This is a genomic window from Flavobacterium enshiense, assembly GCF_022836875.1.
Lineage (GTDB): Bacteria > Bacteroidota > Bacteroidia > Flavobacteriales > Flavobacteriaceae > Flavobacterium > Flavobacterium enshiense_A.
This window is the reverse complement of sequence record NZ_CP090376.1, coordinates 2,625,780-2,639,533: the sequence shown is the minus strand read 5'-3', so window position 1 is coordinate 2,639,533 and position 13,754 is coordinate 2,625,780. Positions and strand designations below refer to the sequence as shown.

15 protein-coding genes and 1 tRNA gene are annotated in these 13,754 nt (G+C 37.3%); 4 read left to right on the top strand and 12 right to left on the bottom strand.

What is annotated here, in order from left to right; translation table 11 throughout:
• Positions 1-19: 19 nt before the first annotated feature.
• Positions 20-93, bottom strand: a tRNA-Arg gene (locus tag LZF87_RS11890).
• Between the two features lie 73 nt (positions 94-166).
• On the opposite strand from LZF87_RS11890, the gene LZF87_RS11885 reads away from it, so the two are divergent.
• The gene (locus tag LZF87_RS11885; protein WP_244339227.1) at positions 167-718 is read left to right on the top strand and encodes an adenine phosphoribosyltransferase; all 552 of its coding nucleotides are present in this window, start codon (positions 167-169) and stop codon (positions 716-718) included.
• Between the two features lie 54 nt (positions 719-772).
• On the opposite strand, the gene LZF87_RS11880 is transcribed toward LZF87_RS11885, so the two are convergent.
• The 4 genes from LZF87_RS11880 to LZF87_RS11865 form a co-directional block, all read right to left on the bottom strand.
• Positions 773-1,165 (bottom strand): VOC family protein, encoded by a 393-nt coding sequence (locus tag LZF87_RS11880; protein WP_244339226.1) that lies wholly within the window; start codon positions 1,163-1,165, stop codon positions 773-775.
• Positions 1,166-1,203: 38 nt separating this feature from the next.
• Positions 1,204-1,950, bottom strand: coding sequence for a hypothetical protein (locus LZF87_RS11875; protein WP_244339225.1), 747 nt, complete (start codon positions 1,948-1,950; stop codon positions 1,204-1,206).
• Between the two features lie 160 nt (positions 1,951-2,110).
• On the bottom strand, positions 2,111-2,602 hold the full coding sequence (locus LZF87_RS11870) for an SRPBCC family protein (RefSeq protein WP_244339224.1): 492 nt from the start codon (positions 2,600-2,602) through the stop codon (positions 2,111-2,113).
• 238 nt (positions 2,603-2,840) lie between these two features.
• Positions 2,841-2,981 (bottom strand): SsrA-binding protein, encoded by a 141-nt coding sequence (locus LZF87_RS11865; protein ID WP_244339223.1) that lies wholly within the window; start codon positions 2,979-2,981, stop codon positions 2,841-2,843.
• A 178-nt stretch (positions 2,982-3,159) separates the two neighbouring features.
• Here LZF87_RS11865 and LZF87_RS11860 point away from each other — a divergent pair, with 178 nt between their 5' ends.
• Complete coding sequence (locus LZF87_RS11860) at positions 3,160-3,411, top strand: 4a-hydroxytetrahydrobiopterin dehydratase (protein WP_244339222.1); 252 nt, start codon at positions 3,160-3,162, stop codon at positions 3,409-3,411.
• Positions 3,412-3,426: 15 nt separating this feature from the next.
• Here LZF87_RS11860 and LZF87_RS11855 read toward each other — a convergent pair whose 3' ends face one another.
• The 6 genes from LZF87_RS11855 to LZF87_RS11830 are packed head-to-tail and all read right to left on the bottom strand — an operon-like array spanning position 3,427 to position 9,519.
• A complete protein-coding gene (locus LZF87_RS11855; protein WP_244339221.1) occupies positions 3,427-4,539 on the bottom strand; it encodes an ABC transporter permease in 1,113 nt (370 codons plus the stop codon).
• 2 nt (positions 4,540-4,541) lie between these two features.
• A complete protein-coding gene (locus LZF87_RS11850; protein ID WP_244339220.1) occupies positions 4,542-5,648 on the bottom strand; it encodes an ABC transporter permease in 1,107 nt (368 codons plus the stop codon).
• A 1-nt stretch (position 5,649) separates the two neighbouring features.
• The gene (locus LZF87_RS11845; RefSeq protein ID WP_244339219.1) at positions 5,650-6,387 is read right to left on the bottom strand and encodes an ABC transporter ATP-binding protein; all 738 of its coding nucleotides are present in this window, start codon (positions 6,385-6,387) and stop codon (positions 5,650-5,652) included.
• Positions 6,384-7,340, bottom strand: a complete 957-nt coding sequence (locus LZF87_RS11840; RefSeq protein ID WP_244339218.1) for an ABC transporter ATP-binding protein — start codon at positions 7,338-7,340, stop codon at positions 6,384-6,386. Before LZF87_RS11840 ends, LZF87_RS11845 begins: the two co-directional genes overlap by 4 nt.
• A gap of 12 nt (positions 7,341-7,352) precedes the next feature.
• Complete coding sequence (locus tag LZF87_RS11835) at positions 7,353-8,279, bottom strand: HlyD family secretion protein (RefSeq protein WP_244339217.1); 927 nt, start codon at positions 8,277-8,279, stop codon at positions 7,353-7,355.
• On the bottom strand, positions 8,269-9,519 hold the full coding sequence (locus LZF87_RS11830) for a TolC family protein (protein WP_244339216.1): 1,251 nt from the start codon (positions 9,517-9,519) through the stop codon (positions 8,269-8,271). The genes LZF87_RS11835 and LZF87_RS11830 overlap by 11 nt, the downstream gene beginning before the upstream one ends.
• A 170-nt stretch (positions 9,520-9,689) precedes the next feature.
• On the opposite strand from LZF87_RS11830, the gene LZF87_RS14745 reads away from it, so the two are divergent.
• Both LZF87_RS14745 and LZF87_RS11825 read left to right on the top strand, forming a co-directional pair.
• Positions 9,690-9,824, top strand: coding sequence for a hypothetical protein (locus LZF87_RS14745; protein ID WP_262917896.1), 135 nt, complete (start codon positions 9,690-9,692; stop codon positions 9,822-9,824).
• A gap of 49 nt (positions 9,825-9,873) precedes the next feature.
• Entirely contained in the window at positions 9,874-11,643 is a 1,770-nt protein-coding gene (locus LZF87_RS11825; protein ID WP_244339215.1) for an ABC transporter ATP-binding protein, read from the top strand.
• 183 nt (positions 11,644-11,826) lie between these two features.
• Here the strand turns inward: LZF87_RS11825 and LZF87_RS11820 are convergent, their stop codons facing one another.
• A complete protein-coding gene (locus tag LZF87_RS11820; RefSeq protein ID WP_244339214.1) occupies positions 11,827-13,749 on the bottom strand; it encodes a M56 family metallopeptidase in 1,923 nt (640 codons plus the stop codon).
• Positions 13,750-13,754 lie beyond the last annotated feature (5 nt).

Genomic DNA, 13,754 nt, shown 5'->3' with positions numbered 1-13,754 from the left:
ACCATTGGTGAGCTTTTTGTGACCTCGACTGGATTCAAACCAGTAACCTTCTGAGCCGTAATCAGATGCGCTATTCAGTTGCGCCACGAGGCCTTGTTTTTACGAGTGCAAATATAGGCATTATTGTATAATATGCAAATGAAATTTGATATAAATTAAAAAAAAAATGAGTTTGAAACACTACATACGTGATATTCAGGATTTTCCAAAAGTGGGGATTGTTTTTAAAGATATTACACCGCTATTGTCCAGTCCGGAGGGAACTAAAGAATGTTTGTCTTTGCTAATCAGTAGTTTAAATGGCAAAAAGATTGATAAAGTAGTAGGAGTGGAGAGCAGAGGCTTTTTCTTTGCAACGCTTTTGGCGCATGAATTAAATGTGGGGTTTGTTCCGGTTCGCAAACCAAAAAAATTGCCATTTACGACTATTTCAGCTTCTTATCAACTGGAATATGGTACCGATACTTTGGAAATGCACACCGACGCTATTAAAAAAGGGGACAGGATTTTAATTCATGATGACGTTCTGGCATCCGGAGGGACAGCAAAAGCCGTTTGTGAATTGGTAGAGAAATTAGGCGGGGAAATCGTTCAGTGTAATTTTCTTATTGAGCTGACGTCCTTAGGAGGAAGAAAAAAAATAGAGGGTAAAGAGATCTTTGCCGCGATAATTTACGATAAAGATGGTGGTCTTCCAGCGGCAGATAAGCATTCTTAACTCAAAGTCTTTTAAAATTTTCGATTTTATACAAAATTTACCCTTGTAGTGTTTTTATCTGTTTGCAGGCTGAAAAAGTTCTATAAGATTACCGGAAGGGTCAATCAGTAAGATTTGAGAACCACCTGGTCCGGTAATAATCTCGTTGCGGAAATGAAGTCCCTGTTCTTTAAGTTTAGCAACTTCTGCATTTAAATCTTCAACAACGAGCTCTATCCGGTTCCATCCACCGGGAAAGGGCAGTGTACCGTCAGGCATGGCTCTACCGGCTGAAATCGTTCTTCCGCTAAGCAATATTCGCAGGTTTCCTTTAACGACATCTGCGAATGCAGGAGCATTGTTTCTGATAAGAGAGAACCCAAGATATTTTATGTAGAAGTCTACGGATTTGTCAACATCCTCAACCATATACCTGACATTTACAAGGTTACTGTCTGTATGATTCATTTTGTTTTGTATTTTGTTTGCAAAAATTACAAACAGAACTATAAATTATCCTTTAAATCGCCTCTTTCTCCCTCAATCCATCGCTGCAGCATTACTCTTTCGGAAGGTGCCTGATGCGTTCCACCAGCCAGAATATCTAGAAAAATGTCCCAAAGATCTTTTTCCTCCCTAAATTCTTTCTTAAAAATTTCAAAGGCTTTCAGATAATCTTCTTCATATTTATCAGCATCCTCAAAACTGAAATTTTCCGGTATATGAGCCAGGAGAATTTGAGTTAGCCTGTGTATTTCTTCAGGCGTATATTTTTCCATCATCTGAAGTTCTATTTCACAAGCTTTAGCGTGAGAAACAATTAATGGTAAAATGGTATCTTCAAAATTGCATACGTCTTTTTTCCAATGCACATGTTCGCTTTTAGGAAGTATCTCGAATCCTAAATCTTCCTGACTTTTAATTGTTTTTTTCAGCTTGTTTAAATACAAATGAAACTGTTTCCATAATCCTGATGAATCGGATCTGTCATGGTTTTTAACTTTTTCTTTCGCAGAATTAAGAACATCATTTATACCATCCAAAGAACTATTCATTTCTTTTAAACCTTCCTTCCATCCTTCCTGTAATTTAGCAGAACTGTGGGCTTCGATTATCACTAAAGCATTTTTGTTCAACTCTTCCAGGTTTTTCTCTATTTGAAGCATTTGAGTATAATGCTTTTCCAAAGCGCTGTTAAAATTTCTTATTGACAGTAGGGCTCTGAGTTCTGAGTGATATGGTTCATTTTTCATGATTCCTCTGTTTTTTATTGTGTATTAACTTGTCTTCTTTGTACTATCAAATTTACAACGAAAAAATGATTTAAGAGTTCTGTTTTATCTATTATCTATAACGGTAATTACTTGTAAATGATTAAGTTGATATCTTTATAGATAAGGTTTTAAAAGACCTTTACTTCAATTTCCATTTCTCCGCAAGTTGGGCATTGAATCCTTCTCCCTCCAAAGGATTGGGTTCTCCTTTACCTGTAGTTATAAGGTTATAAAGGCTTTTTTTGATATAACCGGTCCAAGCATCAAAACAAATATCGTAGCATTCATATTCCGGGACTAATCCTTCGTGGGTGAACTGGACTTTTGTTTTATCCCCTTCACTTGTTATTTCAAAAATTAGCTTTGTATCAATCCATTCAGTTTTGTCTTTCGTGAAATTAAATTGATTGTCTAACACCTGATAAACTAATTTTTTATCAGGTACCATCTCTATGAGTTTTATTTTGCACAAATGAATGTCTTTATAGTGATAGAAAAATACTTCATTGAGTTGGTCTGTATTGCCTTCAATTTCTTCCGACCACCAAGCGCGGAAGTTTTTAATTGCGTTGAATGCCGTTGTCTGATTTTGGTCAACCCAAATAGTTGCCGAGTAATCTGATGTTGTCATTTTCTTTGTGATTTTTTATTATTTATCGATTCGTACTACTCCGGTTATGGAAACGCCATCTTCTATTGTTTTTATAATCATTTTTTGGTTTGTAACTCAAAAAAGTTATGTCGTAAAAACGGAACTTCGATTTCACCATTGAAAATTTCTGTATTGTTTAATTTTTTACTTGTTTATGCGGCAATACTAGTTTTGTTATCTCCAATATGTTAGTTTTTACTTTTTTTTACATACTCAATCATCCCAACGCTCTTGTAGTCACATAATACCGATAAGCGATAATTGCTTTTTGCCATTTCTTTGCTTTGGCTAAATCCAGTTGTTGTTTGGTAAAACTCGGTAAAATCAGTTTGTTTATTTTAGCTAAAACTTTGAACATAAGTGGTTTGTTTCTTACAAAGTTATGAAAAAAGTCAGACGTTTTAAGAACCTTTTTTGATCTGGACAGAAGAATAGGCGACTATATAATTTGTAAATGCAGAAATTAAAAATTGTTAAGGCAAATAGAATTTTGCGTAACTTTAAATTGTATAACAGCAACTTAAAACGGAATTCTCATGGCATCACAAAATCAATCAGAATGGGAAGAGATAAACAACAGTTTGTATAAAAGTTTTCTTTTCAAAGATTTCTCAGAGGCCTTTGGTTTTATGACCAGGGTTGCATTGGTAGCACAGCAACTTGATCATCATCCTACGTGGACTAATACTTGGAACAAAGTTGAAATTTGGCTGTCGACACATTCTGCAGGAAATGTTGTTACAGGCAAAGACCGCGAATTAGCTTCAAAAATTGATCGTTTGCTTTAAATAGAGGGAGGATGTTTAAAGTGTTTTTCGGTAATTTAAAACGGCCCAAAGATTAAAAAACAGCGCAAAACAGGATAGCGCAAAAAACTGTGTACCCAGATCGGAAAAACCGCTGCCTTTTAAATAAACCATACGCATTACCTGCATAAAATACTTCAAAGGGTTAAAAGTTGTAATTAATTGCGCCCATTCCGGCATACTTTGCACCGGAGTGAATAAGCCGCTCATCAGTATCAATATCAGCATAAAGAAGTACATTACAAACATAGCCTGTTGCATGGTATTGGAATAATTTGAAATTACAAGACCAAGCCCGGAAACTCCCAAAATATATATTGCGGCAAAAACATAAATAGTGCCTAAACTGCCTGCTGGAGATAAGCCGTAAACGATATAGGCTACAGCAAAAGCTATGGTAATGACCACAAAACCGATTATCCAATAAGGAAGCAATTTTGATAGTATAAAAATAAATTTAGGAATAGGGGTTACATTAATCTGTTCCATTGTTCCGGCTTCTTTTTCTCCAACAATATTAAGGGCGGGAAGAAAACCGCAAAGCATGGTTAAAAGCATGACCATCAGTGCCGGAACCATAAATATTTTATAGCTGAGATGGGTATTGAAACGGTTTTGGTTGACTATTTCCATAATTGGAACCCCTGATATAACTGTAGGTTGAATCCATTTCTCACGTATTTCAGATGAGAAATCAGTAATAATTCCTGAAAGGTAAGCACTGCCTAAACCTCCTTTGGTGCCATTGACAGAATTTGCAGAAATCAGAAGGCGGGCTGTTTGTTCACGGACTAAATTTTTCTCAAAATTGGAAGGAATTTCCAGAATGATATCGGATTTGTCTTTTTCTATAGCATCAAGTGCTTTTTTCGGATCAGTAGTAATCGATGTCAGCCTGAAATAACCGGAAGATATGATTTTTTGTACTAATTGATTTGAATAGCTGCTGTGGTCATTATCGATGATACAGAGATTTATATTCTTAATTTCAAAATTGGCAGCCATTGGAAATACCAGTAAGACCATCACTGGGAATAGCAGAATCATTCGAGGCAAAAATGAGTTTCGAATAATTTGTTTGAATTCCTTTTCTAATAAAAATCTAATCATAACTATTCCAGACGATTTTTAAAATTTTTTAAACTTACGGTCAGAATTACCGCAGCCATAAATCCAAGTATCATTATTTCTTTATAGATTGATGAAACGTCCGATCCTTTAATCATGATGTTTTTAACAGCGATTATATACCATTTTGCGGGGATGATATTCGATAGCCATTGTAACGCCTGAGGCATGTTTTCAACAGGAAATATCATTCCGGAAAGCAACATGATAGGCATCATAAAAATCATTCCGGAAACAAGCATGGCAGCCATTTGAGTCTGCGTGACTGTAGAAACCAATAGTCCCAAAGAGAGTGCTACAAAAATAAAAAGCATCGAAACAACCAGAAGCCAAAACAGACTCCCAGCCACGGGTACATCCAATACATAAACAGCCAGCAGCAATACAGTAGACAGATTAATGCAAGACAATAAAAAATAAGGTACCATCTTGGCAAGTATTATGTAAATAGGCTTAAGCGGTGAAACAAGCAATATTTCCATGGTTCCCATTTCTTTTTCCCGAACTATGGCAATGGAAGTCATCATAGCGCAAATCAGCATCAATATCAAACCTAAAACCCCTGGAACAAAATTGTAGGCACCTTTCATTTGAGGGTTATACAGCATTTTTGTTTCCGGTAAAATCTGAAACGGAATTTTCGTTCTTTGCATCAAATCCTGTTGATAATCCATGATTATGGCCCCGGCATAGTTCGTTAAAGTTGTAGCCGTATTTGGATCCGTTGCATCGGCAATAAGTTGTACCTGAGCTTTGCCTGAATGCAATAGGTTTTGGTCGAAATTTTCATCAAAGACAACTGCTAAGCCGACCTTGTTTTTACGAAATTCATGTTCGATTTCTGTCGGGTTGTTAAGATATCGAATCACATCAAAATACTTACTGGAATTTATCCGGTCAGTCATTTTTTTTGTGGAAATGCTTTTTGAAGGATCATAAACGGCTACCTGAGAATTTTTGACTTCAGTGGTAACGGCAAATCCAAAAAGGATCATCTGTATGACAGGCATGGCCAAAAGGAGCATCATTGTTCGCAGGTCACGAAAAATATGCAAGAATTCCTTTTTTACAAACGAGCCAAACTGTTTCATTTTAATCTGATTTTCGGTTTGCTTTTCTTGCCAGTTGCTGAAATACTTCATCCATATTGGTTGCCCCAAATTTCAGTTTCAGGTTTTTGGGCGTATCCAATGCTTCAATCCTGCCGTCAACCATGATGGAAACACGGTTGCAGTATTCAGCTTCATCCATATAATGAGTAGTCACAAAGACCGTAATCCCTCGTGAGGAGGCTTCATATATAAGCTCCCAAAATTGCCTGCGCGTAAACGGATCGACTCCTCCGGTCGGTTCATCCAGAAATACAATTTTCGGGTTGTGAAAAATAGAAACCGAAAAGGCCAATTTTTGTTTCCACCCGAGCGGAAGATCTTTAACTAAAGTGTTCCTTTCAGATTCAAAGTTTAACTTGTTCAGCAATTCATCTGTTTTTGAACTGATTTCTTTATCCTTCATCCCATAAATCCCTGCAAATAGCCTTATGTTTTCCCAAACTTTGAGATCGTTGTAGAGCGAAAACTTCTGGCTCATATACCCAATATTCTTTTTAATTTGTTCAGGATCTTTACGAATGTCAAAACCAGCTACATTCCCATTACCGTCAGTTGGGGTGCTCAAACCGCAGAGCATGCGTATGGCTGTAGTTTTTCCAGCTCCATTGGCTCCCAGAAAACCAAAGATTTCACCTTGATCTACCTCAAAAGTAATGTGGTCAACAGCAGTAAAATGACCAAAACGTTTAACCAGATTATTTACTTCAATAGCTTTCATTCCTGTTGTTGGATTTGTGTTTTTTCGAAACCTAAATTCATATAACAATCTTCAATACTTGCCTGGGTTTGATGTATATTGATTTCCGTATGTCCTTTCTCAGTCAAAAAAGTTTCTAATTTTTCTTTTGAAAATCCTTCTGTATCGAAGGTGACATGATGAGTATCTCCAAATGCGAAGCAGGTTTTAACATTGGGATAGTGGCGTAAATCAATCAGTAATTGATACATGTCTTTACTCTGAACCGACCACAGAATTTTATCAAACTGACTTACCATATTTTTGGGTGAATCTATTTTTAATATTTTCCCATCCGTAATTAAAGCAATGCGATCACACAGATTGGCTTCATCCATATAAGGAGTGGAAACCAAAATGGTTATTCCCTGTTGCTTCAGATTCTTAAGCATGCCCCAAAATTCTTTTCGGGAAACCGGGTCGACACCTGTTGTAGGTTCATCAAGGAACAAGACAGAGGGCTTATGAATCAAAGCACAGCACAAAGCCAGTTTCTGCTTCATTCCTCCTGAAAGCGCGCCGGCTTTACGCGTTTTAAAGGGTTCAATCTGTTGGTAAATATCTTTTATCAGTTCATAATTTTCTTCAATGGTGGTTTTAAAAACGGTGGCAAAAAAAGTAAGGTTTTCTTCCACAGTCAAGTCCTGGTACAGTGAAAATCTGCCGGGCATATATCCAACTCTTTGCCTTATTGCTTTGAAATCATTTACCACATCAAACCCGTCGACGAATGCATTTCCGGAATCGGGTATTAAAAGCGTGGTAAGTATTCGGAATATAGTTGTTTTGCCAGCCCCGTCCGGACCGATTAACCCAAATATTTCGCCTTTTTCTACCTGAAAAGAGACATCATTTACAGCCACCATTTTTCCATTGCCATACGATTTGGTTATCTGGTTGACCTGAATTGGAAAATTATAGCCTTGACTGTCCATTAGAAGATTTTTTTAAAAAACAACTGTTCCGTACATGCCTATTTTTAAAAGTCCGTCATTCTTTACCCTTATTTTTACTGCGTAAACCAGATTGGCCCTTTCATCTTTGGTCTGTATGGATTTTGGCGTAAACTCTGCTTTATTGTTTATCCATTCTACGGTACCTTCATAGGCCTTTGATTTACCGTCTTCGGTATCAACGTTCACCTTAACTTTATCGCCGATTTTAATTTTAGCAAATTGTGAAGCGGTAATGTAGGCTCTCAATTTGATAGTGGATAAATCGGCTATTTTATAAATCGGTTTGCCAATAGAAGCTATTTCATAAACATTGGCATATTTGGTTAAAACCGTACCTTCAATAGGATTGATGATATTGCATTTTTTCAGCTGATCTTCCAGTTGTGCCATTTGAATTTGAACTGTCCCGCTTTGTTCATTTAGGTTGTCAGTGGTAGTAGTCAGTTGGCTCCTTAATGCTTCTTTTTTAGATTGCAGTACAGCAATTCTGGAATTGGCATCATCCAATTGTTTTTGGGAAGCAACTCCGCCTTTTACCAGATTTTCGATTCGTTTTTTGTCATTAACCGCATTTTCAATTTCTCTTTGCAAAGCTTCAATTTGGATATTAATATTAGGACGGCCTGATAAAATAACTTTTCCACTTTGTTTTAACTGCATTTTTGATAAATACAGTTGGGTACTGTCTATGTAGCCAACTTTTTGTCCATTTTTCAGTATGTCGCCTTCATCAAAATTCAGCGCAAGGATTTTTCCGTTAGCTTCTGAAGAAACAATGGTTTCCGTCGCTTCAAAAGTTCCCGAAGCCTCATTGGTGTTTTCCTTCTCTCCGCACGAGGAAAGAATAATGCAAAAAGCTGCAATAGTTATTTTGTAAAAATTGGCATCCATTTTTGTATCGTTAAAATTAGTTACCATTAATCGTTTTATAATTGTAAATACTCATCAACAACTGTACTTTATGCAAAGCCTGATTCCCGGCTGCTTCGTTTTCTTTGTTCATGGCAGTTATCAGATCATTCATACTGCACATTCCATTATCGTACATTAACTGATATGATTTTTTGATGTTTCCTTTCAGTTTAATGATTTCTTCATCTTTGGCAATAATCGCTTTTTGTTTTTCGATATCACTGTTGGTGTGGGTCAGTTGCAATTTATTGTTGAACAAAAAGGTGTCTTGTTGGTTCTTGATTTTGTCTATTTCGATTTTATCGAGATTCTTATTGTTGGAATTTTTGTAGATGCCAGAGGTATTCCAAGACAAGCTCAGACCGGCTAAGGCAAATCCGTTGAACTTTGACGGACCGAAATTTATCCCGGGTTCTATCAAAACCCCAGCACCCAATAAACCAATTTTTGGCATTAAGGAAACCTGGTTTAAAGCCGAACGCGATTCAATAAGTTTAAGCTGATTGGAATACAGGCTTAATTCCGGTCTTTGGTTGGAAAGATTCTCTGCGGGTTCCACCATTGAGGGTTTTTCGAGCTTTACATTTTCATCGAGCTGTTCGCCTAGGAGATAAGACAACATTTGAACATAACCTTTGCGGGTATAATCGAATTCAATTTTCTTTTGTTCCAGATTGAGCAATTCGGCATTGACTTCATCTACATCGGATGAGTAAGCCAGTCCGTTTTCTTTTGAGAGTCTGACTTTGTTCAATCTCAATTTCAAATCGTTGTACAAAATGTCCAATTGTTTGGTTTGCTCGTCAATAACTAAAATTCCAAAATAGATTTGATTAACACGCTCCCGTATGGAATATAGGGAAACATCGACAGCTGATTTTTCTACTTCTGTTGAGGTTTTCGCAATATCTTTTTGAACTTTGGTTGCACCACCGTCCCATAGGGTTTGATTGATTTGCGCAATTCCGATAAATTGAGCTTTGTTTTGTTCAGAAGGAACTTGTCCGGGTATTGAAAATTCAGGAAGTCCGCTAAAGATAAAACCTCCGATTCCGGTAATGCTTACTTGAGGCAGATAGGCTTTATTCGCATTGGAAACAGTATATTCTGATGATTTAGAAATTAAATCGTATTGTTTGATTAACGGATAATTGGCTTTTGCTTTTTCCTGACAGCCGTCAATGGTTATTTGTCCGTTTGCGGTACAAAAAACGAAAAACAGAAACAATAGTAACCTTTTTTCCATGCTGGTTTAAATTTGATTTCCATTTGCAATCCGTCGATAGGCTTAAATCATTGGTTTATCCTAAATAAATAGCAGACTTAAGATTTGTCTTATAAAGTTACTGAATTTTCTTGATTACTTATTTTTCTTCAGGTATTTTGTTGTAAATCAGTAAAATAAAACGTCTATCTATGGAAAAGTTAACCCGTAAAGAGAGAATATGCCATGCTGCTATTAATATAAAAAAGACCGTTATGAAAGCGATCGGATACTCAGTCGCAAAAAAACAATCAACAATAGATAAAAAGAATAATGATAATCCATAATGAAATGATATAGTTGTAATTTTGTATTCTTTCTATTACTATAATTTCAATGAAAATACTATATACCTATATTAAGCAACACAAGCTGCTTTTGTTTTTCGCCCTGTTGTTAGCTGCCATTAATCAATGTTTTTCTTTATACGACTCTATCATTATTGGTAAGTTATTAAATCAATGTGGAGTGGGAGTGGATACTTTTAACAACAATCAGCCGGCCTTTATCAAGGCAGTTCTGGGCTGGCTGACCCTATCGCTCGGTGCCGCTATGATGTCTCGAATTGCTAAGAATTTCCAGGATTATTATACCAATATCATCATCCAGCGTACTGGTGCCCATATGTATACTGACGGGATCCAAAAAGCGTTGCAGTTGCCATATCAGGATTTTGAAGATCAACGTAGTGGAGAAACCCTTGGTAAACTCCAAAAGGTAAAAACCGATTGCGAGAAGTTTATCACCCTGTCTATCTCCATGGTGTTTCAAACGATTATCGGGATAATTTTTATCGTACTCTACGCTGTCAATATCCATTGGTTGTTAGGGCCTATCTTCTTAGCAACCGTTCCGGTGATCGCCTTTATCAGTTCTTTTCTGGGAAAAAAAATAAAAACCGTTTCACGTCAGATATTAGGTGAAACAACCGCCTTGGCTGGTGCTACGACTGAATCATTGCGCAATATTGAACTTGTAAAAAGTTTAGGGCTTACACAGCAGGAAGTCAACCGACTCAATGCAACAACTGTCAAAATATTGGGCCTTGAATTAAAGAAAGTACGTTTCATCCGTTCTCTGAGTTTTATTCAGGGCACTACCGTACATTTTATGAGAACCACTTTGGTCTTTGCATTGTACATGTTTATTTTTCAGGGTGTCATCAAGCCGGGCGATTTGATTACGTTGATGTTTTTCTCTTTCTTTTTGTTCAACCCGCTGCAGGAATTAGGAAATGTGATTGCTGTCTATAACGAGACCAAAGCCTCTATGGATAATTTCAGTGGTTTGATGAATGCCAAAAGCGAAGAGACACCTTTGCAACCGAAAACAATCGGTTCTATTACACAATTGAAATTCTCTAATATTTCATTCAAACACCAAACCGCTTCCACTTATGCGGTAAAAGATATTTCTTTTGAAGCCAAGGCAGGGGAGACCATCGCCTTTGTTGGGCCATCGGGAAGTGGTAAAACCACTTTGGTTAAGATGCTGGTGGGATTGTACACACCTGAGCAGGGTACTATTTATTACAATGGGACTAACGCCACAGCCATCGACCTTACCGAATTACGACAGCAGTTAGGTTTTGTGACTCAAGATGCACAACTGTTTTCGGGGACGATCAAGGATAATTTATTGTTTGTAAAACCCACAGCTACAGATGAGGAACTAAATGATGTGTTGCAAAAAGCAGCCTGTCAAAATTTGCTCGAGCGTGCCGAGAACGGTATCAACACCACCATTGGCGAAGGCGGTATTAAAGTTTCGGGTGGTGAAAAACAACGTTTGTCCATAGCCCGTGCCTTGTTGCGAAATCCGAGGTTGTTGTTATTCGATGAAGCTACTTCGGCTTTGGATTCGATTACCGAGGAAGAGATAACGAAAACTATCCGTAGCATCTCTTCAAAACAAGACCAGATTACGGTACTGATTGCCCATCGTTTGTCTACCATCATGCATGCAGATAAGATATTTGTTTTAGAACAAGGTAAAATCATTGAGCAGGGCAAACACCTCGATTTATTGGAGGAAAAAGGCTTGTACTATGCCATGTGGAGACAGCAAATCGGGGAAAGAGCACATCATCAGGGAGCAACTGTGTAAAAGTATTTAATTGCTCAGTAAAGCTTCCCTCGGTAGTTTAAATAAAAAAAGACCGTCATAAACATGACGGTCTTTTTAGTTTTGATTTTTTCCGCTGCGCTCCAATTAATTAATTTTCTTAATATCAAATGCCTCGGGTGATGATGATTGATGATTACTGTTGTAAAGTTTATTTTTTGTTTTTCAAGGCTTCTTGTTTTGCTTTTCAGCTTGCTCCAAAGCTTTTTCTCTTTCCTCTAAAGCTTTCTCCCTTGCTTTTAAGGCTTCTTCACGCTCTTTCATGGCTTCTCTTCTTGCTTCCATGCCTTGTTTTCTTGCTTCCATGGCTTCTTTTTTAGCCTTTTCGATTTCAGGACGCATACGTTTCATTTCAGCTTTTACTTCGTCGTTTATTTTTTTGAAGTCTATGGTTTCAACCGTTCTTGTAGTCTTTCCGTCTTCGCCTTTGGTAACGATAACGATCTTTTTGTCGCCGTCATTAATCACTTCAACTCTTTGATCGTGTGCCATGAATTTGTGGCCTTTCGGTCCTTTATGTCCTTTCGGGCCCTTGGTATCATAAACATATACATTGTCTAAGTCTTCCATATTCATGTCGCCTAAAATTTCTTCGGTTACTTTTTCGCCGTCAACCCAAACTTCTTTTTTATTACCGTTTTGCTTTACAGCAACAGTTTTTTTCATCATTTTAGGCGCTTTTGGCGCTCCTGGTGCATCGGGAGCTTCTGGTAAACCTGGTACTGCTGGCGCATCTGGAGCTGCAGGGGCATCCGGAGGTAGCGGAGGATCAATTCCCAATGCATCTGCCCAATCAAAATGATTGTCATCGTCGCCTTCAATAATTACCTGAATATCTTCTCCGTCTTCACTGATATGTTTGATTCGTTTCACTTGTACCAAATCAGATTTTTGTTTTCTGAAAAAATCTTTTGTTCCGATTCCGAAAAATTTATCGCCACCAAATTCTTTTACGATTTGTATAGGTTGGATTGGTGTCTTGCTGTTGTATTGAGAATCGGCAGAATTACCTTCATTGTCTTTTACTTTGATTTTAAGTCCGGTAATTTCACCACTGGAGTTTCTTTTGATTTTGGATACTTTTAAGGTGATGGCAAAATCTTTTTTCAGCATTTCAGCATCTTTTTTGATTTCGGCATCCGTGGTGTTTTTGTCAATTACCACAGAAACAACTTTTTTGGATTCCTGACTTTTTTCTGCCACCGGATTAGTTTTTTCCTGAGCCAAAACACGTGTTTGGAATTGGAACATAAAGAAAGCTAAGAGCGGCAATACAACTAGATACTTCCAGGAATTCTTCTTGTCTGATTGATTTTTGTTTAACATGACAATTCGTTTTTTGATTAATGATTGATAAAATGGATTGGTGATTGCAATGCATTGCGACTGCATTGTTACTTTTAATAGGGTTTTCTGATAACTTTTAACGTCTTCTATTTTTTTGGTTGCTTCGGCATCGGCGATAAACTCAAGGTTTTGTGCTATAGCTTTTTTGTAGAGCCAAACTATCGGATTGAACCAGAAAGCAATACAAAAGATCTGAGCCAAAAGCATATCTAAAGAATGTCTCTGGGCACTGTGTACTTTTTCGTGGTGCAGAATGTTCTCGAGTTCTTCTTCTTTCAATACGGCCGAATTATAAACGATATAGTTAAAGAATGAAAAAGGTGATTGGACTTTTTCAGTATCAATTAAATAGAATTCGCTTTTTTTGATGGCTTTCGGTTTCTCGATAATCTGTTTTATAGCGAAACAATCGATAGCGAATTTTACAAGAAAAACCAAAATCCCGATTCCATAAACAGTGGCCAAAACCAAAGACCAGTCAATTTCAAAGGTCGGATCCTGTACCGGAACGTAATTTACCGGAAGCGCAAGCGTACTATAATCATAAACAGGAGCAGGATCTACCCAAACTATTTTGGTATACGTCACAAACGGCAAACCTAATGAAGTAATCAACCCTGCCAGTAAAAACCAACGGTTCGAATTGAAAAATGTTTCTTTTCGAAGGAAAACAAAGTAAGCGAGATAGAAAATTACCATCAGTGCGCTCACTTTCAGCAGATAAATTCCCAAAGCTTCCATAGGCT

Coding starts and splice junctions, on each gene's coding strand:
- LZF87_RS11885 (WP_244339227.1), top strand. CDS start 167: ATGAGTTTGAAACACTACATACGTGATATTCAGGATTTTCCAAAAGTG.
- LZF87_RS11880 (WP_244339226.1), bottom strand. CDS start 1,165: ATGAATCATACAGACAGTAACCTTGTAAATGTCAGGTATATGGTTGAG.
- LZF87_RS11875 (WP_244339225.1), bottom strand. CDS start 1,950: ATGAAAAATGAACCATATCACTCAGAACTCAGAGCCCTACTGTCAATA.
- LZF87_RS11870 (WP_244339224.1), bottom strand. CDS start 2,602: ATGACAACATCAGATTACTCGGCAACTATTTGGGTTGACCAAAATCAG.
- LZF87_RS11865 (WP_244339223.1), bottom strand. CDS start 2,981: ATGTTCAAAGTTTTAGCTAAAATAAACAAACTGATTTTACCGAGTTTT.
- LZF87_RS11860 (WP_244339222.1), top strand. CDS start 3,160: ATGGCATCACAAAATCAATCAGAATGGGAAGAGATAAACAACAGTTTG.
- LZF87_RS11855 (WP_244339221.1), bottom strand. CDS start 4,539: ATGATTAGATTTTTATTAGAAAAGGAATTCAAACAAATTATTCGAAAC.
- LZF87_RS11850 (WP_244339220.1), bottom strand. CDS start 5,648: ATGAAACAGTTTGGCTCGTTTGTAAAAAAGGAATTCTTGCATATTTTT.
- LZF87_RS11845 (WP_244339219.1), bottom strand. CDS start 6,387: ATGAAAGCTATTGAAGTAAATAATCTGGTTAAACGTTTTGGTCATTTT.
- LZF87_RS11840 (WP_244339218.1), bottom strand. CDS start 7,340: ATGGACAGTCAAGGCTATAATTTTCCAATTCAGGTCAACCAGATAACC.
- LZF87_RS11835 (WP_244339217.1), bottom strand. CDS start 8,279: ATGGTAACTAATTTTAACGATACAAAAATGGATGCCAATTTTTACAAA.
- LZF87_RS11830 (WP_244339216.1), bottom strand. CDS start 9,519: ATGGAAAAAAGGTTACTATTGTTTCTGTTTTTCGTTTTTTGTACCGCA.
- LZF87_RS14745 (WP_262917896.1), top strand. CDS start 9,690: ATGGAAAAGTTAACCCGTAAAGAGAGAATATGCCATGCTGCTATTAAT.
- LZF87_RS11825 (WP_244339215.1), top strand. CDS start 9,874: ATGAAAATACTATATACCTATATTAAGCAACACAAGCTGCTTTTGTTT.
- LZF87_RS11820 (WP_244339214.1), bottom strand. CDS start 13,749: ATGGAAGCTTTGGGAATTTATCTGCTGAAAGTGAGCGCACTGATGGTA.